General features: G+C 33.3%; 19 protein-coding genes. 13 read left to right on the top strand and 6 right to left on the bottom strand.

From position 1 onward, the window contains the following. Positions 1-124: 124 nt before the first annotated feature. The 5 genes from Q0912_RS16265 to Q0912_RS16245 all read left to right on the top strand — a co-directional run bounded on the left by Q0912_RS16265 (position 125) and on the right by Q0912_RS16245 (position 6320). The gene (locus tag Q0912_RS16265) at positions 125-592 is read left to right on the top strand and encodes a hypothetical protein (RefSeq protein WP_299117079.1); all 468 of its coding nucleotides are present in this window, start codon (positions 125-127) and stop codon (positions 590-592) included. 72 nt (positions 593-664) lie between these two features. Then, complete coding sequence (locus Q0912_RS16260) at positions 665-3067, top strand: zinc-dependent metalloprotease (protein WP_299117077.1); 2403 nt, start codon at positions 665-667, stop codon at positions 3065-3067. Positions 3068-3154: 87 nt separating this feature from the next. After that, positions 3155-4174, top strand: a complete 1020-nt coding sequence (locus Q0912_RS16255) for a GntG family PLP-dependent aldolase (RefSeq protein WP_299117075.1) — start codon at positions 3155-3157, stop codon at positions 4172-4174. A gap of 89 nt (positions 4175-4263) precedes the next feature. Further along, positions 4264-5295, top strand: coding sequence for a glycosyltransferase (locus Q0912_RS16250; RefSeq protein ID WP_299117073.1), 1032 nt, complete (start codon positions 4264-4266; stop codon positions 5293-5295). Positions 5296-5303: 8 nt separating this feature from the next. Then, entirely contained in the window at positions 5304-6320 is a 1017-nt protein-coding gene (locus Q0912_RS16245; RefSeq protein ID WP_299117071.1) for a glycosyltransferase, read from the top strand. A gap of 139 nt (positions 6321-6459) precedes the next feature. Here the strand turns inward: Q0912_RS16245 and Q0912_RS16240 are convergent, their stop codons facing one another. Further along, the gene (locus Q0912_RS16240) at positions 6460-7653 is read right to left on the bottom strand and encodes a hypothetical protein (protein ID WP_299117068.1); all 1194 of its coding nucleotides are present in this window, start codon (positions 7651-7653) and stop codon (positions 6460-6462) included. A gap of 262 nt (positions 7654-7915) precedes the next feature. Further along, on the bottom strand, positions 7916-8239 hold the full coding sequence (locus Q0912_RS16235) for a YbaB/EbfC family nucleoid-associated protein (RefSeq protein WP_299117066.1): 324 nt from the start codon (positions 8237-8239) through the stop codon (positions 7916-7918). 92 nt (positions 8240-8331) lie between these two features. Between Q0912_RS16235 and Q0912_RS16230 the strand changes: the two genes are divergently transcribed. The 3 genes from Q0912_RS16230 (at position 8332) to Q0912_RS16220 (ending at position 12959) form a co-directional block, all read left to right on the top strand. Further along, the gene (locus Q0912_RS16230; RefSeq protein WP_299117064.1) at positions 8332-10377 is read left to right on the top strand and encodes a S9 family peptidase; all 2046 of its coding nucleotides are present in this window, start codon (positions 8332-8334) and stop codon (positions 10375-10377) included. Positions 10378-10453: 76 nt separating this feature from the next. Beyond that, positions 10454-11491, top strand: a complete 1038-nt coding sequence (locus Q0912_RS16225; RefSeq protein WP_299117062.1) for a cysteine synthase family protein — start codon at positions 10454-10456, stop codon at positions 11489-11491. A gap of 208 nt (positions 11492-11699) precedes the next feature. Then, positions 11700-12959: an aminotransferase class I/II-fold pyridoxal phosphate-dependent enzyme gene (locus tag Q0912_RS16220; RefSeq protein WP_299117060.1), complete on the top strand. Its 1260-nt coding sequence runs from the start codon at positions 11700-11702 to the stop codon at positions 12957-12959. Between the two features lie 60 nt (positions 12960-13019). Here the strand turns inward: Q0912_RS16220 and Q0912_RS16215 are convergent, their stop codons facing one another. Both Q0912_RS16215 and Q0912_RS16210 read right to left on the bottom strand, forming a co-directional pair. Further along, entirely contained in the window at positions 13020-14141 is a 1122-nt protein-coding gene (locus Q0912_RS16215; protein WP_299117058.1) for a GNAT family N-acetyltransferase, read from the bottom strand. Between the two features lie 8 nt (positions 14142-14149). Next, a complete protein-coding gene (locus Q0912_RS16210; RefSeq protein WP_299117056.1) occupies positions 14150-15136 on the bottom strand; it encodes a transporter in 987 nt (328 codons plus the stop codon). A 106-nt stretch (positions 15137-15242) separates the two neighbouring features. On the opposite strand from Q0912_RS16210, the gene Q0912_RS16205 reads away from it, so the two are divergent. The 4 genes from Q0912_RS16205 to Q0912_RS16190 all read left to right on the top strand — a co-directional run bounded on the left by Q0912_RS16205 (position 15243) and on the right by Q0912_RS16190 (position 20865). Beyond that, positions 15243-15536, top strand: a complete 294-nt coding sequence (locus tag Q0912_RS16205) for a DUF4834 family protein (RefSeq protein WP_299117054.1) — start codon at positions 15243-15245, stop codon at positions 15534-15536. A 73-nt stretch (positions 15537-15609) separates the two neighbouring features. After that, positions 15610-18042, top strand: a complete 2433-nt coding sequence (locus tag Q0912_RS16200; protein ID WP_299117052.1) for a YfhO family protein — start codon at positions 15610-15612, stop codon at positions 18040-18042. A gap of 34 nt (positions 18043-18076) precedes the next feature. After that, complete coding sequence (locus Q0912_RS16195; RefSeq protein WP_299117050.1) at positions 18077-19357, top strand: glycosyltransferase; 1281 nt, start codon at positions 18077-18079, stop codon at positions 19355-19357. Positions 19358-19404: 47 nt separating this feature from the next. Further along, complete coding sequence (locus Q0912_RS16190) at positions 19405-20865, top strand: polysaccharide biosynthesis C-terminal domain-containing protein (protein ID WP_299117048.1); 1461 nt, start codon at positions 19405-19407, stop codon at positions 20863-20865. Positions 20866-20950: 85 nt separating this feature from the next. Here the strand turns inward: Q0912_RS16190 and Q0912_RS16185 are convergent, their stop codons facing one another. Together Q0912_RS16185 and Q0912_RS16180 are read right to left on the bottom strand one after the other, a co-directional pair. Then, entirely contained in the window at positions 20951-22222 is a 1272-nt protein-coding gene (locus tag Q0912_RS16185; RefSeq protein WP_299117045.1) for a hypothetical protein, read from the bottom strand. A gap of 165 nt (positions 22223-22387) precedes the next feature. Beyond that, positions 22388-23056, bottom strand: coding sequence for a hypothetical protein (locus Q0912_RS16180; RefSeq protein WP_299117043.1), 669 nt, complete (start codon positions 23054-23056; stop codon positions 22388-22390). A gap of 231 nt (positions 23057-23287) precedes the next feature. Here Q0912_RS16180 and Q0912_RS16175 point away from each other — a divergent pair, with 231 nt between their 5' ends. After that, complete coding sequence (locus Q0912_RS16175; RefSeq protein WP_299117042.1) at positions 23288-24358, top strand: DUF3667 domain-containing protein; 1071 nt, start codon at positions 23288-23290, stop codon at positions 24356-24358. Positions 24359-24455: the final 97 nt, after the last annotated feature.

Genomic DNA, 24455 nt, shown 5'->3' with positions numbered 1-24455 from the left:
AAGTATTTCTGCAAATATAAGATGCGATAGTATAGTGCCATAATTTTAAATATCATTTTTTAAGAAATTTATGGCGGTTACAATTAAAAAGCATAGCTTTAAGATATTATATAAAACCTAAACTATGAAACACTTATTTGTAATCTTTTTATTGCTTCCATTAATGGTTGCCTCACAAGAAAAGTATGAACGCAAATTTTATGAATTATCAAACACTATAGATTTTAAAGTCATTAGTTATTCTAAGACTAAAATGGTTGATGTTGGTACTACAGGAGGTGGAGGTGCGATCTATGAAAAAGCTAAAAAAGGCTATAAATCAATTTTTTTATGGTTTAAAATTAAGAACAAAACCAATGCGAAGATAATATTTGATTTAAGACAATTTCAAATCGTTGATGAAGATGATAATGTGTATAATGCGTATTTATGTGCTGGTAATGGACTAAATATGAAGAATTGTGACGATTATGAGCTTAAGATAAAATCTAAAAAAGGGCGCCAGGCCAGAGTGTATTTTCAACCTCAGATCCCTAAAGACAAAAAGCTAAAATACCTACGTGTTAATGGTGAAGACCTGATTGAATTTTAAGGTATTATTAATGGGTTTTTGAGTTAAAATAGTTTTAGAATTTCCGTAGTTTTATCTTCCAATAAATTGAATATGAAAAAACTATACTTCGCTTTAGCTTTATTATTTGTCAGTTTTCAATTTTCAGCACAAATCCTTGATAAAAAGGATCTTAAATCTTACGATGGTTTTTTTGATTTTTATTATGAAGAAAGTACAGACAAAATCTACCTAAAGGTTAAAAATCTAAATAAAGCGTTTCTATATGTTAATTCTCTGGCTTCTGGTATTGGGAGCAATGATATTGGTTTAGATAGAGGACAATTGGGTAATAAGCGTTTGGTTTATTTTGAAAAGGCAGGAAATAAATTGTTGCTTATTCAGCCAAATTTAAAATACCGTGCTAATACTGATAATAAACTTGAAAAAAAAAGTATTGAGCAGGCCTTTGCCAAATCTGTATTATTTGGGTTTAAGATTTTATCTGAAAAAGATGGTGATTACATTGTAGATCTTACACCATTTTTAATGCAAGATGCACATGGAGTTGCGTATCGATTGAAGGAAAATAAAGAAGGTAGTTATAAGATTGATGCTTCAAAAAGCGCATTAGCATTGGAGCGCACTAAGGCTTTTCCGAAGAACATAGAATTTGAAGCTATGCTTACTTTTAAGGGGCAACCAACGGGTAGAAATTTACGAAGTGTAACACCAACGGCTACATTAGTGACGGTTATTCAACATCACTCATTTATAGAGCTTCCTGATGATAATTATAAGCCAAGGGTTTTTGACACGCGTAGCGGTGCGATTTCTATGTCGTACATGGATTATGCAACTCCAATTCAAGAGGCTATCAAAAAACGATTTGTTATTCGTCATCGTTTAGAAAAGAAAAATCCCAGATTAAATAAAAGTGAAGCTAAAAACCCAATCGTTTATTATCTAGATCCAGGCACACCAGAACCTGTGCGATCTGCCTTATTAGATGGTGCGCGATGGTGGAATGACGCTTTTGAAGCTATTGGTTTTAAAGATGCGTTTCAGGTAAAAATGCTGCCAAAAGACGCAGACCCAATGGATTGCCGTTATAATGTCATTCAATGGGTACATCGAAGCACAAGAGGTTGGAGTTATGGAGGAAGTGTTGTTGATCCTAGAACAGGCGAGATTATAAAAGGTCATGTTAGTCTGGGAAGTTTGCGTATTCGTCAGGATTTTATGATTGCTCAAGCGTTAATGGAAAGGCCGTTTGCTGAGCGTGATGATAACTATCAACCTATGTTAGAGCTGGCTTTAGCCAGAATTAGACAGTTGAGCGCTCATGAAGTTGGGCATACCATAGGCTTTACACACAATTTTGCAGCGAGTACAAACAACAGAGCCTCTGTAATGGATTACCCACATCCTAAAATTACATTGAAGAATGGCAAGATAGATTTTAGCAAGGCTTATGCCAAAGGAATAGGAGATTGGGATAAGGTCACAGTAGCCTATAGTTATTCTGAATTTGATAAACAAACGGATGAAAAAAAGGCTTTACATAACATATTGAAAAAGGCCCAGGATGATGGTTTACGGTTTATAACCGATTCAGATGCCAGAGCTTCTGGAGGTGCACATGCCATAGCGCACTTATGGGATAATGGTAAAATGGCGTACGAGGAATTAGAGGATGTATTGGAGTTACGTGAGCAAGCTATTGCAAACTTTTCAAAAGATAATATTAAAAGTTATGAGCCGTATTCGGTTTTAGAAGACGTATTTGTGCCTTTATATTTTTATCATCGCTATCAGGTGGAAGCGGCTACTAAAGTTATTGGTGGTTTAGATTACAATTATGCTGTTAAAGGAGATGGGCAGTTAACCTCAAAATCTATTGATGTTAATATACAAAGAAAAACTTTAGATGCTATTATTAAAACGCTTGATAATCAAGCTTTAGCAATTCCAATAAATAAATTAAATCTATTTCCGCCTAGAGCCTACGACTATCATAGAACACGTGAATCTTTTAAAGGAAAAACGGGTGTGGCTTTTGACCCTTTGAGCGCTGCAAATACGGCAAGTAATATGACATTGAGATATTTATTACATCCGCAACGCGCTAATCGTTTGGTCTTGCAAAAGAGTTTGGATGAGAACCAATTAGGTTTAAATGATGTTATTGATATTGTATTAAAAGCTACATTTAATGTAGCTCAAGATGATTCATATTTACAAGGAATTCAGCATCAAGTCAATGTGAATGTTTTAAAATATCTAATGAATTTAGTAGTAAGTGATGAAAGCTATTTTCAGACAAAGGCTATAGCAAACAAGGCAATTAACGATATTTCTAAAGCGAGTTTAAAAATGGATGCTATAAGTATGCAATATAGTATTATGATTAAGGAGTTTTATGAGCATCCGGATAAATTTAAGTTAAAGGCATCACCAAGAATACCAGATGGTTCACCAATTGGGAGTGGTGGATGTGATTATAGTTATGATTAAATTCGTTCATTAAATTGAGTGTAATAGAAGCCTTTTAAAATAAATTATTAATGACTAAAAATACTCCTGTTTTTGCAGGAAATATGTATGATTATAGATTTAAGAAGTGATACAGTAACTAAGCCAACAAAAGGTATGTTGGAGGTTATGTTAACTGCAGAAGTTGGAGACGATGTTTATAAAGAAGACCCAACAGTTAATACTCTGGAAAAGCGATTGGCCAATATGTTTGGTAAGGATGAAGCCTTGTTTTTTCCAACGGGGAGCATGGCAAATCAGGCTGCTTTAAAATTGCACACCAACCCTGGTGAGCAGGTGATATGTGATAAGTATGCACATATTTATAATTATGAAGGTGGAGGAGCATCTTTTAACAGTGGCATTTCCTGTAAGTTAATAGATGGGGACCGAGGAATGTTTACCGCTCAACAAGCCGAAGCTGCTATAAATCCGCCAGACTTTTATCACAGCCCATTAACATCGCTAATTGCTATAGAGAATACAACCAATAAAGGTGGTGGAGCATGTTGGGATTTTGATGAACTGAAACGCATTAGAACGGTTGCAGACAGTCACAACTTGGGCTATCATTTGGATGGAGCACGACTTTGGAATGCGCTAATCGCAAAAGGAGAAAACCCTAAACAATATGGAAAACTATTCGATACAATTTCAGTTTGCTTGAGTAAAGGTTTAGGATGCCCAATAGGTTCAGTGCTTATTGGCAATAAAGCGATAATGAAAGGAGCAATAAGAGTTCGTAAAATTCTGGGTGGTGGTATGCGGCAAGTAGGTTATTTGGCGGCGGCTGGTTTATATGCTTTAGACAATCATTTTGAACGGTTACAAGAAGATCATAAAAAAGCCAAAACTATAGGAGAAGAGTTTCAAAATTTAGCATTGATAAAGAAAGTTGAGCCTATTGAAACCAACATCATCATTTTTGAATTAAACGATGATATTAATGAAGTAGAGTTTTTAAATAAATTGAATGAAAAGCATATTCGTATCATTGGTATGGGAAGCAATAAACTACGAATGGTAACCCACTTAGACTATACGGATAAAATGCACGATACTCTTATAAAAACATTGAAGGCTTTTTGATGTTAAGAGTACATCTTTAGCATATTAACGAGTATTTTTAATTGTAAAGTTTATTAGGTATATTTTCGCTTGCACCTAAATTTATAATAATGAAACTTAGCATATTAATTCCTATGTATAATGTCGAAGATTACATCGGCAATTGTTTAGATAGTGTAATTAACCAGGATATTCCTAAAGAAGATTATGAAATCATCATACTCAATGATGGTTCTACCGATAATTCTTATGAAATTGCTAAGCGTTACGCAGATAAGCATAGTCATATAAAATTATACTCTCATGAGAATATAGGTTTATATGCTACTCGTAATAAACTGTTGGAGTTAGCAACAGGTGAGTACATATATAATCTCGATTCGGATGATTATATCGTTCATAATTCATTTGGTAAAATACTAAATACAGCCATCGAAAATGACGTAGATGTTTTAGGCTTTGATCATATTTCTACTCCAAGCTTAGATATATATACATCAACTAAACCTAATGAAAAGCTAGATTTAAAAGTGGAAAGCGGCAATGATTTCTTGGCAACTAATGCATACCATGTCAATACCGTATGGTGGTATATTGTAAAAAAGGAGTTTATGAATAAGCATGCATTACGCTTTGATGAAAATAATCCATTAGGAGATGGGCCATTTACGTTGAGACTACTTCATATGGCTAAACGTATGCTGTATTTACCATTAGATATCCATCGTTATGTAATAGTTCCTACATCTATAATGAATAGTAATGAACGAAAGCACCTTACGAAAATGATAGACAATTATATGGAGATTTTCGATCGCTATAATCTATTAGCCTCAGATATTGCTAAAAATAGCGATCCCAAATTAGCAGATGTAATTTATAGGGTGGAGCATTGGCGCGATGTCAATGTCTATGTGATGTTTTATACATTAATAAAATCTGGAATATCTATAAAGGAAATCAATACTATTCTTAGAAAGCTTAAAACAATTGATGCTTATCCTATAAAGAAATTCATAGGTGAGCGCTATAATTCTCTTAAACACAAAGCTTTAATTTATGTTTTTAACCATAAATTTTTATTTTTTACCATATTGTTTCCTTGTAGGCTACTTTATAGGACTAGACTATTAAATTTTTAAGAGTATTTATGAGGTTAAGTATAATCATTCCACTGTATAATTCTGGACACTTTCTGCATAAATGTATAGATAGTCTACTCAACCAGGATATTCAACGAGAAGCATACGAAATTCTTATAATAAATGATGGATCTACGGATAACAGTTTAGAAGTTGCTACTACATTTGAAGAGAAACATTCTAACATAACGGTTCATTCCAAAGCTAATGGAGGTGTTGGTAGTGCAAGAAATTTTGGTTTATCCTTGTCTAAAGGAGAGTATATCTACTTTATAGACCCAGACGATTATTTAGCGCCTGGTGTATTAAAAACGCTTCTTAATGTTGCTAAAAACAATTCGTTAGATATCTTAACATTTATATCGCAACCAACCAGAGATTCAAAGTTGTATAATGAATGCCCTGATTTTGAAGGGGTGGAACGATCTAAAGTATATAGTGGTATAGAATATATTGCTCATTATCCTTTTCAAAATGAGGTGTGGTGGTATCTAATAAAACGTTCTTTTATTCAAACTGCAAAAATTACTTTTATAGAAGATCGCTGGATGGAAGATGCCATTATAACAGCTCAGTTATTCATAGCTGCAAATAAAATGGCTAAACTACCTTTAGATACTCATAGGCATTTAATTGTTGAAGGCTCAGCGATGACAAGTAAAGAACCTGAACATTATCTGAAAGTTATCGATGATAATAGAAATGCAGCAGTTGTATATGAATCTTTGATAAACGATTTGGTTCTGAAGAACTTTAACCCTAATTGTATCAATCGATTGCGAACTAAGCAACAATCTTTTGTCTTTTTTATGATGGTTAGGATGCTTAAGTCTACAATAGATATAGGTAAAGTGAAGTTGGCAATAGAAGCGCTTTCTAAAACTGGTGCCTATCCTTTTACCGATTTTATCAGCAAAGATTATAATGGGATATCCTATATTATTCTAACCAGGCTTTTTAATAACAAAAAACGATTTTACTTTCTTTTTAGATTATTTAATCCAATCTTACGATTTATTTCTTAGTTATGAATTTGTATTAAATTTTTTTAAAGAAGATAGATATTTATATAATAGAAAAGGAGACATTAAAATGTCTCCTTTTCTATTATTAAAACTATATGATTTTATAGTGTTAGGGTATATTTTAGATAGAAATCGTTTTCTACCACCACCAGCAATAGTGATGTGGAGGTTCGTATTCACAAAGTTCACCACCTTGAGAACTATAACCACTTACAACTTCAACAACACCTCTTCTGTATCCAGGTCCGATGTTTAAGTAACAGTTTGTTTTAATTTTTGTGTAATAGCAGTTGCCTACATAAATGTAAACCCATTTACCAAAAGTACCATTAGCGTTAGAACCATTAATTGTAAAGTTCTCATTAGCACCAACTACACCGTCAAAGATTTTAGTAGCATAACATGTGTTTTCGTAACGTTGATATACTCTTACTCTGTAATCGTGGTGCCAATCCCAGTTTAATGTTAAGTTCGTTACTTTACCAATACAATCATCGCATTCATCTGGCTGAGGCTCTAATCTAAAGTTAAAGTCCATTATGTAAAGTAGTTCACCAGTAGATAGGTCTGTAAACCATCCCCAACCACTTAAACCAAATGCTCCGATATTAGAATCGTAATTAGCTCCACCAGGTCCAATATGTACACCATAGTTTGGTGTGTTAGGATCATTAGGATCAGGTCTTTGTGTTAAACCAAAAGTACCTGTCATATCACAGTCACCACCACTAGCAGTTACTGTACTTCTTGTCTCATCTATTACATAGAAGTTCATGTCTTCAGAATTTGAAGCATCACCAGCAGTACCTTCTTTTTTGTGGCCACCGCCAATAGCTTCCCACTCATCCCATGTTCTTTTGTCTTTGAACCAAACATTAAGATCTACCGAACAAGTACCAGAAACTGTAGTACCTACTAAGTTTGCAGTACCATCACTGTATTCAGTAAAGGTTAAGTTGTCGTCTCCTACAGTACTGTAATAAGATGCTGGACTATCATAATCAGTACCAGTGATTGACCACCACATATTAGATACAGGCTGGCCATCATTACTGTTTGGTGCTCTATCAGCATCAACTACAGTATACACTTTTTCAACTTCAGGTGAACTTGACATTCCGGCAATAGTAAACATGCCATTACTGCCTTTAATGATTTCACTTTCTGCGTTAAACATAAGTTCTTTGTCTTCTTCACCGTCAGATACGACGATGCCATTTTCAAAACGTAAAGCGTCTAGTCGTTCAGACTCTTGTGGTTCGTTAGATTCTTTTTGACAGGAAGCAAAAGTGACAAGCACTGCCAACAAGATCAATTTAGATAATTGTTTCATAATTATAAATTAGGTTAATAGCATTAATAATGAAACAAATATATATTTTAACAATTCTTTCGGATTTTTTTTTAGACCAAATGCCAAACTTTTAGTTTTAAAAAATTGTCGTAGCATTTTATCGCGTTTTTTTGCATTTCTAGGATATTTATAAATATTTGATTATCATATTTGTACAAAGTAAAAACGTAAACTATTAAAACAGAAAGCCACTCCTAAGAATATATACTTAGAAGTGGCCTTTGGCTTTGTGTTTTTAAACTTATTTAAACATATCCATACCAGGTATATTAGGCATGCCTTCTTTGGCTACTGCAGCAATTTCTGTTTCGTTAACATCAGTTGCCTTTTTAATGGCTTTATTAAGTGTAAGAATAAGATAGTCCTCTAACATCTCCTTGTCTTGCAATAGCGCATCATCGATTGTAATAGATTTAATTGTTCTATTAGCAGTAATGGTAACCTTAAGTTTGTCATCATTACTAGATTCGTCAATCAATACCGAATGTAATCGTTCTTTAGTTTCTTCAACTTTTTTTTGGGCTTCTTTGAGTTTTCCCATCATTCCCATCATATCTCCAAACATAATTTTATCTTTTAATTTTTTACGTTACAAAATTACTAAATTGCGCTATTTTCTTAATCAAAATTTTCATAAAACAGATAATAAAGTACTTTATGATAAATCCACCTGTAGCTAAAAAGATTCCACATCAACTAGAACAACATGGAGATAAAAGAATTGACAATTATTTTTGGATGAAAGACAGAGAGCATCCAGAAGTGATTGATTATCTAAATGCTGAGAATACATATTGTGATGCTAAGATGGGGCATACTAAAGCTTTTCAAAACGATTTGTTTGAAGAAATGAAGGCCAGAATTAAAGAAGACGATTCTTCTGTGCCCTATAAATACAATGGTTATTGGTATATTACTAAATTTGAAAAGGGAAAGGATTACCCTATATATACCAGAAAAAAAGACACGCTAAATAATCCCGAAGAACTATTATTTGACTGTAACAAAATGGCTGAAGGGGAAAGTTATTTTAAATTGGCAGGTATTAGTATCAGTCCAGACAACAAAAAAGTCTCATATGGTATAGATACTACAGGAAGGCGTAATTACACTATACATATCAAAAATATTGCATCTGATACATTAGAAAAAGATAGGGTTTTGAATACTACAGGTTCTTCAAGTTGGGCAAATGATAACCAGACTTTGTTTTACACCAAAAAAGATGAAGTTACACTAAGAGCTTACCAGATCTATAGTCATAAGTTAGGAGAGCATGAAGATAAGTTAGTCTTTGAAGAAGAAGATGAAACGTTTGGAGTTACAGTATATAAGTCAAAATCAAGAAAGTACATCATTATTGCTTGTTATAGTACATTAACCAATGAATATCATATTCTTAATGCTAATAAACCAAATGGAAAGTTTGAGGTGTTTCAACCACGTGTGAGAGGTTTGGAGTATAGTATCTCTCATTACAACGAGCATTTCTATATATTAACCAATAAAGACAAGGCGACCAATTTTAAGCTCATGAAGTGCTTAGAAAAGCATAGAGCGATAAAAGATTGGCAAGATGTCATAACACATCGAAACGATGTATTGATAGAAAATATTGATATTTTCAAAGATTTTCTTGTTGTGAGTGAAAGAAGTAATGGACTCAACAAAATAAGAATAAAACGCTGGGACAACACACAAGATTATTATTTACCATTTAATAACGAAACCTATACGGCGTATACCACCACTAATATAGAATTCGATACTGAAATTTTGAGGTATGGTTATAATGCATTAACAACCCCAGCTTCGGTTATAGAGTTTAATATGCGCACCAAAACCAAAACAGTTTTAAAAGAGCAAGAGGTTTTAGGCGGAAAATTTAAAAAAGAGAATTATATATCAGAACGCATTTGGGCAACAGCAGATGATGGAGTAAAAATACCAATGTCTGTTGTGTACAAAAAAGGGATTAAAAAAGATGGTAATAACCCATTGTTACAATATGCTTACGGAAGTTATGGTGCTACAGTAGATCCGTATTTTTCAACTATACGCTTAAGCCTTTTAGATAGAGGTTTTATTTATGTTATTGTGCATGTAAGGGGAGGTGAGTATTTGGGGAGACAATGGTACGAAGACGGAAAGTTGCTTCATAAGAAAAATACATTTACAGACTTTATAGCGTGTTCAATTCATTTAGTTAAAGAGCATTATACGTCATCAAAGCATTTATACGCTATGGGAGGAAGCGCAGGAGGATTGCTAATAGGAGCAGTTATCAATCAAGCATCAGAATTGTATAATGGTGTAATAGCTGCAGTTCCTTTTGTTGATGTTGTAACGACAATGTTAGACGATTCCATTCCGCTTACAACAGGAGAGTATGACGAATGGGGCAACCCAAATGAAATTTTATACTACAATTATATGAAATCGTATTCTCCCTATGATAATGTTAAGGCTAAAGATTATCCTAACATGCTGGTCACAACAGGGTTAAATGATTCTCAGGTACAATATTGGGAACCAGCCAAATGGGTAGCTAAACTAAGGGATATGAAAACAGATTCTAATCAATTATATTTAAAAACTAATATGGATGCTGGCCACGCTGGTGCTTCGGGTCGTTTTGCAAGTTTAAAAGAAAATGCAGAAGAGTTTGCCTTTCTTTTTGATTTGGAAGGAATATCGAGCTGATTAAAAAAAAAATGTTACTTTTGCATGTTTTTAGTGTCCAACTTTTTAACAAGCTATGGACCGATAAATTACATTTATGAAACAAAGCAAAAATGTATTTGATAATGTACTTCAACTTATAGGAAGTACACCGCTTATCAAGTTAAATAGAATGACGACTCACTTTGATGGTGAGTTTTACGCTAAAGTTGAAGCTTTCAACCCAGGTCATTCTTCAAAAGATAGAATAGCACTGCATATTATAGAAGAAGCTGAACGTCAAGGTATTTTAACACCTGGTGATACTATTATAGAAACGACTTCAGGGAATACAGGTTTTAGTATTGCCATGGTCAGTATCATTAAAGGATACGAGTGTATTCTTGCAGTAAGTTCAAAATCTTCAGGAGATAAGATAGATATGCTAAAATCTATGGGAGCAAAAGTATATGTTTGCCCTGCACATGTAAATGCAGATGATCCACGCTCATATTATCAGGTGGCTAAGCGTTTGCATGAAGAAAACAAAGGCTCTATCTATATTAACCAATATTTTAATCAATTAAATATTGATGCACACTACAACACTACTGGTCCTGAAATCTGGAATCAAACAGATGGAGAAATCACGCATTTAGTAGCTTGTAGTGGAACAGGAGGAACAATTTCTGGTATTTCTAAATATCTGAAAGCACAAAATCCAAATGTTAAAGTTATTGGTGTTGATGCATATGGTTCAGTACTCAAGAAATATCATGAAACACGTGAGTTTGACGATAAAGAAATTTATCCATACCGAATTGAAGGTTTGGGTAAAAATCTAATCCCAACTGCTACAGACTTTGACTTAATTGACAAGTTTGTGAAGGTTACTGACGAAGAAAGTGCGCATACCGCAAGAGAAATTTCAAATACTGAAGGTCTTTTTGTAGGCTATACAAGTGGTGCTGCAATGCAGGCTGTAAAGCAATTAGTTGCAGAAGGAGAATTTAAGCCTAGTGATAAAGTTGTTGTTGTGTTTCCAGATCATGGATCGCGCTACATGAGTAAAATTTATAGCGATAAATGGATGCAGGATCAAGGCTTTTTCGATAGTAAAAATGAAGTTTCTACAACAATAGAATATATAAAATAAGATAATTACACGCTAATAATAGCCTACCATATTGTTATGGTAGGTTTTTTTATGTTTAAAACTTAGTGAATAGTTGATTAAATAATATTATGCTGTCATAATATTATTAATTAATTTTGCAGATACTAACAAAACTAAATTAACGAAGATTAACGTGTAATTTATGCTTTATGGGTATAATGGCAGCGATTAATGGCAAACGCAATTTATGAAGGATTTATTTGAAAAGATTTATAGAGATAAAGGACCGTTAGGGAAATGGGCAGCACAAGCCGAAGGCTATTTTGTATTTCCAAAGCTTGAAGGTGAGATTTCTAACAGAATGAAGTTTCAAGGTAAAGAGGTAATCACATGGAGTATTAATGATTATTTAGGATTAGCAAATCACCCCGAAGTTAGAAAAGTAGATGCTGAAGCTGCCGCACAATATGGTTCTGCATATCCAATGGGAGCAAGAATGATGTCTGGGCATACTGAATTGCATGAGCAATTACAGAATGAATTGGCAGAATTTGTTAACAAGGAAGCTGCTTATTTACTAAACTTTGGTTACCAAGGTATGGTATCTACCGTTGATGCATTAGTAGGTAAAGATGATATTATTGTTTACGATGTAGATGCTCACGCTTGTATTATAGACGGAGTTCGTTTGCATATGGGTAAACGTTTTACATATAAGCATAACGATGTAGAGAGTCTGGAAAAAAATCTTGAGCGTGCTACAAAAATGGCAGAACAAACCGGAGGAGGGATTTTAGTTATTTCCGAGGGTGTATTTGGTATGCGTGGAGAGCAAGGACGTTTAAAAGAGATTGTTGCACTTAAGAAGAAATTTAATTTTAGACTTTTTGTTGACGATGCTCACGGATTTGGTACATTAGGAGCTACAGGTGCTGGAGCTGGAGAAGAGCAAGGTGTGCAAGATGATATTGATGTTTATTTTGCAACATTTGCAAAATCTTTGGCAAGTACTGGTGCATTTATAGCCGGTGATAAGGAAATTATAGACTATTTAAAGTATAATTTACGTTCTCAAATGTTTGCTAAATCATTGCAAATGCAACTTGTAGTTGGAGCACTTAAACGTTTGGATATGTTGCGTACTATGCCAGAGCTAAAACAGAATCTTTGGACAATAGTTGATGCATTACAATCTGGATTAAAAGCGCGTGGTTTTGATATAGGAACCACTCAAAGTTGTGTTACACCAGTCTATTTAAAAGGAAGTATTCCTGAGGCAATGGCTCTTGTGAAAGATTTACGTGAAAATCATGGAATATTCTGTTCTATAGTAGTTTATCCTGTGATACCTAAAGGATTAATTTTACTAAGAATGATTCCTACGGCGACGCATACTTTAGAAGATGTTAAAGAAACTTTAGATGCTTTTGATGCTATTAGAGATCGTCTAGTTAATGGAACTTATAAGAGAATGTCTGCAGCTTTAATTGCTGCTATGGGAGAATAATTTCCTATTTAATTATTTTAAGATATTAGATTAAAAAAGCCACTTTTTAGTGGCTTTTCTTTATGCAATAGCTTTTTTAAACGTACAACGCCTTTTGTGTGTTACCGGCTTAAAGTTTTTCCATAATTGTTGTATGGCTATATTATCATCTAATTCTGGACCTCTCACACATAGTTTAATCCCTCTTTCTTTAAAGGTTTTATAAAATTCTTCAAAGATTATAGCTGTAACTCCTTTATTCTGATATTCTGGTAAAACACCAATGAGATAAAAGGTAACAGTTTTTGCTTTCTTTTTTGCGTTTAATAAATGTAAGAATCCAAAAGGAAAAAGCCTACCGTTCATTTTTTGTAACGCTTTGGCATAAGATGGTGTAACAATACCAAAGCCAACTAATTTATCATCTTTATCAAGCACAAACTTTACATATTCTGGATTAAGAAAACCAATAAACTTCTTTTTAAAGTATTCGCGTTGTTCTTGATTTATTTCAACAAAAGATGATAAGACTGAATGCGATTTAGAGAAAACATCAAACATTTCATCTGCATACTGCATTATTTCATTATTATCATTGAAATTAAGTTCTCTTAGTTGGTAGCGTTTTTTTACCATACTTTGGATACGAGTAAAATACTCAGGCAAAATATTCTTAAACTCCATTTTGTTTTCAGAATAGGTTTTACCAACTTTATAGTTTAATGTTTTGAAATGCTCAGCGTAATAGGGGTGATTATGCCAGGTAATCATACTGCCTATTTCATTATAACCCTCTGTAAGAACACCAACTTTATCCAGATTAGAAAACCCTACAGGACCTTCAATATATTCTAAGCCTTTTTCTTTTCCTATGTCGTGGACTTTTTCTAATAAAGCTTTGGTCACATTAATATCATCAATGACATCAAACCAACCAAAGCGCATTTTCTTTTCATTCTGACCATTGACTTCTAACCAGTTTATAATAGCAGCAATTCGACCAACAATCTTATCCCCCTTATATGCTAAAAAATATCTGGCTTCAGCATCTTTGAATACAGGGTTAACGGCTTTGTCTAAAGTTCTAATTTCTTCTGAAATTATTGGCGGAACCCAATATTTTGAATCTTTATAAAGCGAAAATGGAAACTTCACAAACGCTTTTAATTCTTTTTTGGATATGGCTTCTTTAATTGTAATCATGCAATAGTCTATATTCCATCAGAATCAAAATCATCAGTCTTCTTTTTCTTTTTTCTTTTCTTTTTAAAATTTCCATCATTGCCATTACCATTATCAATTTTCTTGTCTTTATGAAAATCTAAGCGGTAAGAAGCGCCAAAAGCAATATTAAAAACCGAAGGTGTGTCTTTAGTATTAAAGGCGATATTTGCATCGAGTTGAAAGTCCTTTGTCCATAGATAAGCACCTCCAAATCTAAAAATATTATCGCTGTAAAAATCACCATCTATACCTTGTGCTTCGCCAAATACGACCCACTGTGGAGTAAAGGAATGGGTTAATGTAAACATATATTGAAACTCGGAATAATCTGTACCAATTCTATCCATTATAAGATTCATAACAAATACCCAACCACCATTAAAGTTATTTTGAGTAGCAACCATAACTTTTGGACTAAAGCCACCATCATTATTAGAAGTACTAATAACATTATAAGGGATTAATGGATTGTTTTTGGTATCGAAATTAGCACCTGCATAAACGGCTACTGCTGGTATTAAGGATTTCCATTGAAATTTCCTATTTGCATGATAGCTATATAAGTTTGGCTTAGCTTCTTCAGCATTTTTATAAGGATCATATACTAAATATTTTGCACCAATCGTAAAGTTTCTAAAGTTTGAACGCTTATCGTCAAAGGGTACTGCAGCATTATTAATTTGTACTTTATCATTTTGGTAAATACCATCTAGCGATAACTCAAGTTGCTCAAATAGCAAGCCATAGCGAATAGAAAAATCGAGACCAAAACCTGAAACTTCATAATCCAATGGTGTATGTTCTTCTTTTACTGTAAATGCTCCTGCTTCAAATTGTATAACATTGGTTCCGACAGAAAAAGCACTTTCTGAAACACCTGGACGATTAGAATTGATAACTTCAGTATATTGAGCGTAAGTAGACGTGTAGGCTGTAATTGATAATAGAACAAAAAGTGATTTGAGAATACGCATTTATCTTTGGTTTAAGTTCAAATATAGATATTTTATACTTTTTTTAAGTATTAATAACGTATTATAAATAAGTATAATTGTATTTTTGAATATTACTTAATTTATAATGATACAAGAAGCTTCGGCAATGGGATTATTGAGAACAATATTAATTATTTTGTTAATTTGGTTTGGATTAAAAATTTTAGCCAGACTTTTTGCTCCTTTACTTATACGTTTTGTAGCAAAAAAGGCTGAAGAGAAATTTGGCCAACAGTTTGGAGGTTTTCAAAACCAATCACAACAACGTGCAGAACAACAAAGGCGAGAAGGGGATACCGTTATTGATAGAATGCCTAATCGAAATACAAAATCCAACGAAAAAGTTGGAGAATATATAGACTACGAAGAACTCGATTAAGATTGTTTTTGACCAATGTCCATCTTATCATAAAAAATAACTACTTTACAGTATCAATTATTAGCAGATTTTCATGGCTTTTTCTTTCAAACGTTTATTGCCGCACATCCTTATTTTAATTGGATTTATAGTATTCTCATTAGCATATTTTAGTCCGGTTTTACAAGGTAAAAAGATTTTTCAGAGCGATATAATGCATTATATAGGTATGGCTCAGCAACAAAAGGAATTTGCTAAAGAAACTGGTGAAGAAACCTATTGGACCAATAGCGCATTTGGAGGCATGCCTACCTATCAATTGGGTGCAAAATATCCGCATAATTATATAAAGAAGTTAGATTTAACACTTAGGTTTTTACCAAGACCAGCAGATTATTTGTTCCTTTATTTTTTAGGGTTTTATATCCTATTACTGTCGCTTAAAGTTGATTTTAAACTCGCCGCATTGGGAGCACTGACCTTTGGCTTTTCTACCTATTTGATAATTATTTTAGGAGTAGGTCACAATGCTAAAGCACATGCTATAGCATATATGCCTATGGTTTTAGCAGGTATTATCCTAACGTTTAGAAAGAAATATATTCTTGGATTTTTACTAACGGTAGTGGCTTCTGGGTTAGAAATAACTACCAATCATCCACAGATGACCTACTACTTGCTGTTCCTTATCATTGTATTAGGACTTGCATATTTCATTGATGCTTATCGAAAAAAATTGTTGCCTCATTTTTTTAAGTCTGTAGGTTTTTTATCGCTCGCTGCAATCTTAGCAATAGGTCTAAATGCAACTAATCTTATGGCCACCCAAGAGTATGTTAATGAAAGTACTCGTGGAAAAAGTGAATTAACGATTAATACTGATGGGTCACCGAAAGAAGCTTCAAACGGTCTCAGTAAAGATTATATTACACAATACAGTTATGGTTTTGCAGAAACATTTAACCTTTATATTCCTAAGTTTATGGGTGGTGGTAACACCGAAGATGTAGGCAAGGATTCTGAAACTTACAAAGCTTATATTAACCTTGGAGCGTCACCAATTGAAGCTTTAGAGGCTTCTAAAAATGCACCAATGTATTGGGGAGAACAACCTATCGTTGAAGCACCTGCTTACGTGGGCGCAGTAATTATATTTCTTTTTGTCTTAGGTTTATTTTTGGTGAAAGGGAGATTAAAATGGTGGTTAGTAACTGGTACAATATTAGCACTTTTATTATCATATGGTAAGAACTTAGAATTCTTAACCAATTTCTTTATTGATTATGTACCACTTTATAATAAGTTTAGAGCTGTAACCTCAATTCAGGTAATTTTAGAACTGTGTATCCCAGTACTAGGGATTTTTGCCTTAGTACGTTTATTTAATGATTTTCAAAAAGATGAAGAAAAGCTCAAAGCCTTAAAATATACGCTCATTATTACTGCAGGTTTAGCTTCGGTTTTCCTATTATTCAAATCTGTATTATTTGATTTTGAAGGTCTGCGTGACGATGATTATATCAGAGCTTATGGCCAACCGTTTATAGATGCGGTTATTGAAGACAGAAAGGCTTTATTTACATCAGATACTATTAGAACTTTGATTTTAGTTTTGCTTTCTGCTGGCACCATTTACCTTTTCTTAAAAAAGAAATTATCAGAGAACTTAGTTATTGTCGTTTTTGCAGTATTAATTTTATTTGATTTGGTAAGTGTTAACAGGCAATACGTTAATAATGATAATTTCGAATCGGCATTGCGCGTCGATAAGCCTTATCAGCCTAATGCTGCAGATAAGCAAATTTTAAAAGATAAAGGTCATTTTAGAGTCTTGGATATGTCTACCGAAGGGCAGCAAAAACCAGGACGTGCTGCATATTTTCATAATTCGTTATTTGGTTATCATGCTGCAAAACTAGGCCGTTATAACGAACTGATGGAGTTTCATATTTATAATAACAATATGAATGTTCTTAATATGCTCAATACTAAATATATCATTGCAGAAGATCAAGGACAAATATTTCCTTATGATAATCCTGATGCCAATGGTAATGCATGGTTTATTAGTGAGTTAAAGCAACTACCTGATGCAAATACTGAAATTAAAGCCTTAGACAGCTTAGACACAAAAATTACAGCTGTAACAACGGAATCAGATTTTAGCGCTAAACCAGAGGTTACCAAATACCTTGTAGACTCAACGGCATCAATACAACTCAAAGAGTTTAAGCCTAACTATTTAAAGTACGAATCAAATAATTTAAATGATGGCTTTGCAGTGTTTTCTGAAATCTATTATAACCAAGGTTGGAATGCCTACTTAAATGGAGATTTAGTACCTCATCAACGTGTTAACTATGTACTACGTGGTATGGAAATACCTAAGGGTAATCATACCATAGAATTTAAATTTGAACCTAAAGTTGTAGCTACTGGAAGTAAAATTGCTATGGCAAGTTCTGCTGTGTTTGGCATCTTATTATTTCTTGGTATTTTCTATATGGTTAAAAGAAAAAACGACTGATTGTGTCATCCCTGTGTAAACAGGAATAACAAAAATGAGCAAGAAAAAAGTCTTAATAATCTGTTACTATTGGCCACCTGCTGGTGGTCCAGGAGTGCAACGTTGGCTAAAATTCGTAAAGTATTTACCAGAGTTTGGTGTTGAACCCATTGTGTATTGCCCAGATAATCCTAATTATCCGATTATTGATGAGAGTTTAGTTAGTGAAATTCCTAAGAATGTTACGATTCTTAAACAACCGATTAATGAGCCTTATACTATAGCGCGATTATTTGCTAAGAAAAGTACAAAGACCATAAGTTCGGGAGTTATACCAAAATCTAAAAAACAATCATTACTAGAAAAATTAATGCTTTACGTCCGTGGAAATTTTTTCATTCCAGATGCCCGTAAATATTGGATAAAGCCTTCGGTAGCATACCTTTCAAAATATATTCATAAACATAGTATAGAAACCATTATTACTACTGGTCCGCCACATAGTTTGCATTTGATTGGACTTCAATTAAAAGCACAACTAGATCTTAATTGGATAACGGATTTTAGAGACCCCTGGACTACTATTGGTTACCATAAAGATTTAAAACTAAGTCATTCTTCCCAACAAAAACACAAGGCATTAGAGTTAGAAGTCTTAAATTCTGCAGATAGAATTATTGTGACAAGCAATCATACTAAAAATGAATTCTTAAGTAAAACTAAGCAGCCTGTTTCCGTAATTACCAATGGATATGATTCGCATACGGTTAGTGTAGAAGGGAAGGATAAAAAATTTACGCTATCACACATAGGTTCATTATTATCTGAGCGCAACCCAAAGGTATTATGGAAAGTGCTTTCGGAATTGATCACTGAAAACGAAGTATTTTCAGAAGTGTTTCAACTTAATTTAGTTGGTGTAGTTAGTGATGATGTTATAGAATCTATTCATAAAAATGGATTAAAAGACTATTTAAATATTGTAGGATATGTAAGTCATAATAAGGCGATTACATTTCAACTACAATCTCAACTATTACTACTTATTGAGATAGATTCAGAAGATACTAAGGCGATCATTCCAGGGAAAGTATTTGAATATTTAATTTCTGAAACTCCTATATTGGCTATTGGTCCGGAGAATTCTGATGTAGAGCAAATCATCACATCAACAAATACTGGGACGTATTTTAATTATGACCAGAACTCCAAGTTAAAAACTCAGATTTTAAAATATTTTGAAGCCTATCAAAGTAATAACTTAAAGGTTAATGCTATTGGTTTGCAGCCATATAGTAGAAAAGCATTAACAGAGAAATTAACAAATATGATTTGAGAACCTTTAGAGGATTTTGATATTTTATAGTTGTAACTTGTAACTCCATGAGCATTGTATTAAGACAAACCTTTAAGAATACCATAAGTACTTACTTAGGTTTTGGTATTGGTGCGATTAATACACTTTTTCTTTACACTAATTTTTTAACAGACCAGTACTATGGTTTAGTGGCGTTTTTACTATCTGCAGCCAATATTATGATGCCTTTTATGGCTTTTGGTGTGCATAATGCCATAATTAAATTTTATTCGTCATTTAAGTCTAAGACCAGTATCAATGGCTTCTTAAGTTTAATGCTATTCCTGCCTTTTGCATTTATAGTTCCAGTTGCCTTAATAGGTTATTTTTTTTATGAAGGTATTGGTAGTTTGCTTTCAAATGAAAATGAAATAGTAGGAGGCTATATTTGGCACATCTTTGTTTTAGCTATAGCTATGGCGTATTTTGAAATCTTTTTTGCCTGGTCTAAAGTGCAATTAAAAACGGTCTTTGGTAATGTAATGAAAGAGATATTTCATCGCGCTAGTATTATGCTATTACTGTTTTTGGTGTATTTAGACTGGCTAACTGTAGAACAGTTTATAGTTGCTCTGGTTGCAGTATATATGCTTCGTATGCTTGTAATGATGCTCTATGCATTTTCTGTAAGGTTTCCGAAGATAAGATTGTACAAGGTAGATAAGCTACCATCTATTTTAAAATACGCTACACTTATGATTATTGCTGGTTCTGTATCTATGTTAATTTTAGATATCGATAAATTTATGATTGGCTTAATGATAGAAGATATTGAGCAAGTGGCCTATTACAGTGTCGCAATTTTTATTGCTACGGTTATTGCAGTCCCACAACGCGCCATGCATCAAATAATGATGCCTTTAACTGCAAAATATTTGAATGATAAAAACAAAACAGCTTTAGAAAACCTTTACAAACGAAGTTCAATAAGTTTATTGATTATAAGTGGATTTATTTTTTTGCTGATTATTTTAAACATTAATCAATTGTATGAGATTCTTCCCGATGAATTTACAGGTGGCCTTTTTGTGGTCATTATCGTAAGTTTAGCTAAACTTTACGATAATAGTCTTGGAAATAATAATGCCATTTTGTTTAATAGTGATTATTATAAAATGGTACTGTTCTTTGGTGTATTATTGGCTTTTATAGCTATTGTTCTTAACTACATTTTTATACCTGTTTATGGTATAAAAGGTTCAGCTTTTGCAACATTTTTAGCTGTAATAATTTACAATACCATAAAGGTAATTTTTGTGAAGCAAAAGTTTGATATGTTACCGTATTCTATGGCATCTTTAAAGATCGTTTTGCTCTTGGTATTACTCTCGGGATTACTGTATTTTTGGGACTTCCCATTTCATCCTGTCATAAATATTGCTTTAAAATCTTTATTAATAGGTGTCATATATGTCGCATCTATTTATAGGCTTAATGTTTCGGAAGATGTTTCAAATCAGATAAGAAAGTATTTACGATTAAAGTAATCTACATGAGAAATCCCGCAAGGTGCTCTGAGGCATACATCATGCGGGATTTCTACTAACCAACCAAAAAAATCATTCTATATTTTTATCCTCTGGATCGTCTTGTATTAGATCTTGTAGAACGCTTATTGCTGTTTCTACTTGTATTAGATCTGCTCGACGTAGAAGAAGATTTTTTTCTTTTATTCTGAACTGTACTTCGTTGCTTATTACTTTGCGAACTTGTTCTATTATATGTACGAGATTTAGTCGCTTTTGGTTTTCTAACCGAAGTACTTCTTGTCCGTTCTACCTTATTAGACACTGAACTCTTAGTTCTGGTCACATTTTTATTTGTGGTTCTTGTTGACCTTACTGAACTAAAGCGTGTCGTTTTTGAGGGCGTCGACATGTTTCTGTTAGAACGTGTTCGTGTTGTTTTACTTGTTGCTCTGGTACTTTCATTAGGTCTTATTGTTCTCGTGTTAGAGCGTGTTGTTGTCGCATTATCAGAACGTCTTGTCGTAGACCCTGTGCCAGCTTCTATATTCCTTATACTTCTGGTAGAACGCGTCGTTGTACTGTTTTGTGCTAAACGGGTACTTCGGGTACGCGTTATCTCGGTATTTCTACGTGTTACATTTCGCTGTATAGTACGCTCTCTTCGAGTTCTTGGGGTTTGCGCATAACTACTACTACTGTTTCGTCTTGTGGTAACCCTTGTGTTTCCACGTCTTGTATTATTAACATTAACGTATCTTACATTGTTTCTATAAGGTCTGTAATAAATATGTCTTACAGGTGTATAAAATTGTCTGTACGGATTTACATTAACTACACAGTAGTTAACAGGTGGTACAATATAAAACCTGTGCCATGGTCTGTAAATATATGCTCTGTTATACACATTGATAAACCCATCATATCTCCAAAACACATTGTTTCTGTAATACACATTTAATCCACCAATTCTACTAATTCTGTTAAATCCGTTGTAGGTGATAAAAATGTCACCTATTTGATTAACTCTACCATAAAAATCATAGAAGATAGGTGTGTTTTCAATTTGAATAATAGCTCCAAAACTATCATACTGTACATAAGGGTTATAGTTATAACCAGAGTTAAAGCTTAGAGAAAACCCAGGCGAATTTATGCCTATGCTTACATCTGGACCGTAATCTGGAATATAAAAATCAAATTGTCCATCTCTATATACCGAAAATTCGATACCTCCTTCATTAAATATGAAAGAATTACTATAACCTCTCACATAATTAGTAATTGAAGCCTCAGCTTCTAATGTTGTTGTGTTGGTTGCGAATGCAGTAGTGCTAAAAGCGACTATGGCTGCAAAAAAATATAGTATCCGTTTCATAGTTAAAGGTTTTAAAATTAAACTCATTATGTACTAAACAAACAGCGTGCCAAAAAGCATAACAAATTGATTACTAAGTGGTTTGTGTAATTAAAAATCCCGAAGCCTTGGGGAAAGCTTTCGGGATTATAAAATCTCAATGTTTAGTTAGGCTAAATCGAGATGTTAGTATTTGTGTTTCTTCTGCTTTTTTACTTTACCATTTTTCCTATAGTAGTAATAATCGTCATCGTCATTCCAATCGTCATTCCAGTCATTAGAAGTGCTGCTAAAATGGTCAATAGTACAAGTGGTAGTTCCACAGAAACCACAACCTTGATTATTAAAATTAACATGACCTCTTGTTCCAATAACGTCTCCATATCTATTATATAGAATACGTAGACCACCAACTTGTTTCAGTTGTCCTCTTCTATAGCTCATATAGACTGAACCAACACGTTTTACCCGACCTTGCCTATCGTAATTGATAAACACATTGCCTATACGTCTTACACGGCCTAATCTGTCGTGTCTTACCAAAACACCTCTATCTCCATTGTGGTATCTTGTTCCAGGAGCTCCATAAGTTCGGTTTGTGCTACGTCTGTTACGTCTGTAATAATATTGGTCATCTTCAGGTAAGGTGGAAAATATTTCGGTATTAAAATCGAAACTTCCATCCGTAAAGATTAAAAATTCTACACCACGCTCAATGAACACTATTGGTTCGGTAAAACGATAGCGTGCATTGTTAAAATCTTCCCCATTTAAAACAACATCTCCTGCTGTTGTCGCTGTGGCTGATGTTATTCCTAATAACATCATCGCCAAGAAAAGTACTTGCTTTTTCATAATTTATAGGTTTTTAGATTTACCTAGTCACTAACCCGTTTAGGACTTTTAGGTTTACGCTATAGGTTTTGAGAAACCAATTAACGTGCCAAGAATTATAACTCACTACATATCAATATTTTGAAGTGAACTTTTAATATCGAATTGTAACAATATGAGGATTCGTTCTTCTAATTAGTAAGAGCTATTAGTATAATTTTATTACTTTTAATCCAAGACTAACCATCACAGATGAAAGCCAACCAAAACACTTGTCAAAATTGTGAACAACCTTATGATAAAGGGTTTCAGTTTTGTCCGCATTGTGGACAAAAAACCAATGAAAATTTAACCATTGGTGTACTCTTTTACAATACCATTAGCAATTACTTTTCTTTTGATGCACGCTTTTTAAAGAGCTTTTTTCCCTTAATGTTCAAACCAGGTTATATAGCCAAAGAATTTATAAAGGGTAAGCGTTTATTATACTTGCATCCTGCACATATGTACTTGTTTATTACTGTGATTTTTTTCTTTCTATCTAATATTTATTCCAGAGAGGTTAGAGAAGATTTAGATAAGGATATGCAAAGGGTCTTGGCGAGCAGAACAGAAAAGCAACAGATACAACAAGATAGTAGTCTTCAGGATTCTATAGACGCTACTGAATTTATTAAACCGTTAAAAGATAATGCTGTTACCATTGGTTTAGATGATGATGATTTAAGAGCATTAGATTCTATATCAAATATTAAAATTCCGAAAAGACACATAGGACCTACGTTTTCTTTTAATGAAAAAGAGATGGACTCGCTAATTGATTCTGGTGCTTCTGATGAAGCTTTATATAAATACATGGGTATGCCAGATGATGCAGGCTACTTTAAACGTAAGTTTTATGGGCAAGTTTTAAAATTTTATAAGACTATGGGACTAGGGCAGATCTTTCAAACTTTTATTGATAGCATACCGTTGGCGATGTTTTTTTTACTGCCCATTTTTGCCTTATTATTAAAACTATTCTTTTACAAAAGAGGACGATATTCACACCATCTGGTATTTACTTTTTACTATTTCTCCTTTCTGTTTATAATATTTAGTATTGTTTTTGCCATTAATTTATACAGGGATATACCCGATTGGATCGATTGGCTTATTGTACTATCTACTTTCTTTTACCTATATATAGGAGTTATAAAATTCTATGGGCAAAATTGGTTTTTAAGCTTTATAAAAAGTGGTATTGTAAGCTTTCTGTTCTTAATGCTGGTATTACCATTTTCGTTTACATTATTAGCCCTAATATCCTTTTTATTTTATTAGGATTTATTTGTTTTTGAGCATCATAAAACTAATAGATCTGGCATAATCGTATACGGTTTCACTCTTGCAAATCTTCAATTTAAGAGATACAAACGAC

This window comes from uncultured Winogradskyella sp., from assembly GCF_947498345.1.
In the GTDB taxonomy this organism is placed as follows: domain Bacteria; phylum Bacteroidota; class Bacteroidia; order Flavobacteriales; family Flavobacteriaceae; genus Winogradskyella.
This window is presented reverse-complemented; position numbering and strand designations above follow the sequence as displayed.

Excerpts from the sequence above, each read along its gene's own strand:
- Q0912_RS16265 (WP_299117079.1), top strand. The coding sequence starts at position 125 with ATGAAACACTTATTTGTAATCTTTTTATTGCTTCCATTAATGGTTGCC.
- Q0912_RS16260 (WP_299117077.1), top strand. The coding sequence starts at position 665 with ATGAAAAAACTATACTTCGCTTTAGCTTTATTATTTGTCAGTTTTCAA.
- Q0912_RS16255 (WP_299117075.1), top strand. The coding sequence starts at position 3,155 with ATGATTATAGATTTAAGAAGTGATACAGTAACTAAGCCAACAAAAGGT.
- Q0912_RS16250 (WP_299117073.1), top strand. The coding sequence starts at position 4,264 with ATGAAACTTAGCATATTAATTCCTATGTATAATGTCGAAGATTACATC.
- Q0912_RS16245 (WP_299117071.1), top strand. The coding sequence starts at position 5,304 with ATGAGGTTAAGTATAATCATTCCACTGTATAATTCTGGACACTTTCTG.
- Q0912_RS16240 (WP_299117068.1), bottom strand. The coding sequence starts at position 7,653 with ATGAAACAATTATCTAAATTGATCTTGTTGGCAGTGCTTGTCACTTTT.
- Q0912_RS16235 (WP_299117066.1), bottom strand. The coding sequence starts at position 8,239 with ATGTTTGGAGATATGATGGGAATGATGGGAAAACTCAAAGAAGCCCAA.
- Q0912_RS16230 (WP_299117064.1), top strand. The coding sequence starts at position 8,332 with ATGATAAATCCACCTGTAGCTAAAAAGATTCCACATCAACTAGAACAA.
- Q0912_RS16225 (WP_299117062.1), top strand. The coding sequence starts at position 10,454 with ATGAAACAAAGCAAAAATGTATTTGATAATGTACTTCAACTTATAGGA.
- Q0912_RS16220 (WP_299117060.1), top strand. The coding sequence starts at position 11,700 with ATGAAGGATTTATTTGAAAAGATTTATAGAGATAAAGGACCGTTAGGG.
- Q0912_RS16215 (WP_299117058.1), bottom strand. The coding sequence starts at position 14,141 with ATGATTACAATTAAAGAAGCCATATCCAAAAAAGAATTAAAAGCGTTT.
- Q0912_RS16210 (WP_299117056.1), bottom strand. The coding sequence starts at position 15,136 with ATGCGTATTCTCAAATCACTTTTTGTTCTATTATCAATTACAGCCTAC.
- Q0912_RS16205 (WP_299117054.1), top strand. The coding sequence starts at position 15,243 with ATGATACAAGAAGCTTCGGCAATGGGATTATTGAGAACAATATTAATT.
- Q0912_RS16200 (WP_299117052.1), top strand. The coding sequence starts at position 15,610 with ATGGCTTTTTCTTTCAAACGTTTATTGCCGCACATCCTTATTTTAATT.
- Q0912_RS16195 (WP_299117050.1), top strand. The coding sequence starts at position 18,077 with ATGAGCAAGAAAAAAGTCTTAATAATCTGTTACTATTGGCCACCTGCT.
- Q0912_RS16190 (WP_299117048.1), top strand. The coding sequence starts at position 19,405 with ATGAGCATTGTATTAAGACAAACCTTTAAGAATACCATAAGTACTTAC.
- Q0912_RS16185 (WP_299117045.1), bottom strand. The coding sequence starts at position 22,222 with ATGAAACGGATACTATATTTTTTTGCAGCCATAGTCGCTTTTAGCACT.
- Q0912_RS16180 (WP_299117043.1), bottom strand. The coding sequence starts at position 23,056 with ATGAAAAAGCAAGTACTTTTCTTGGCGATGATGTTATTAGGAATAACA.
- Q0912_RS16175 (WP_299117042.1), top strand. The coding sequence starts at position 23,288 with ATGAAAGCCAACCAAAACACTTGTCAAAATTGTGAACAACCTTATGAT.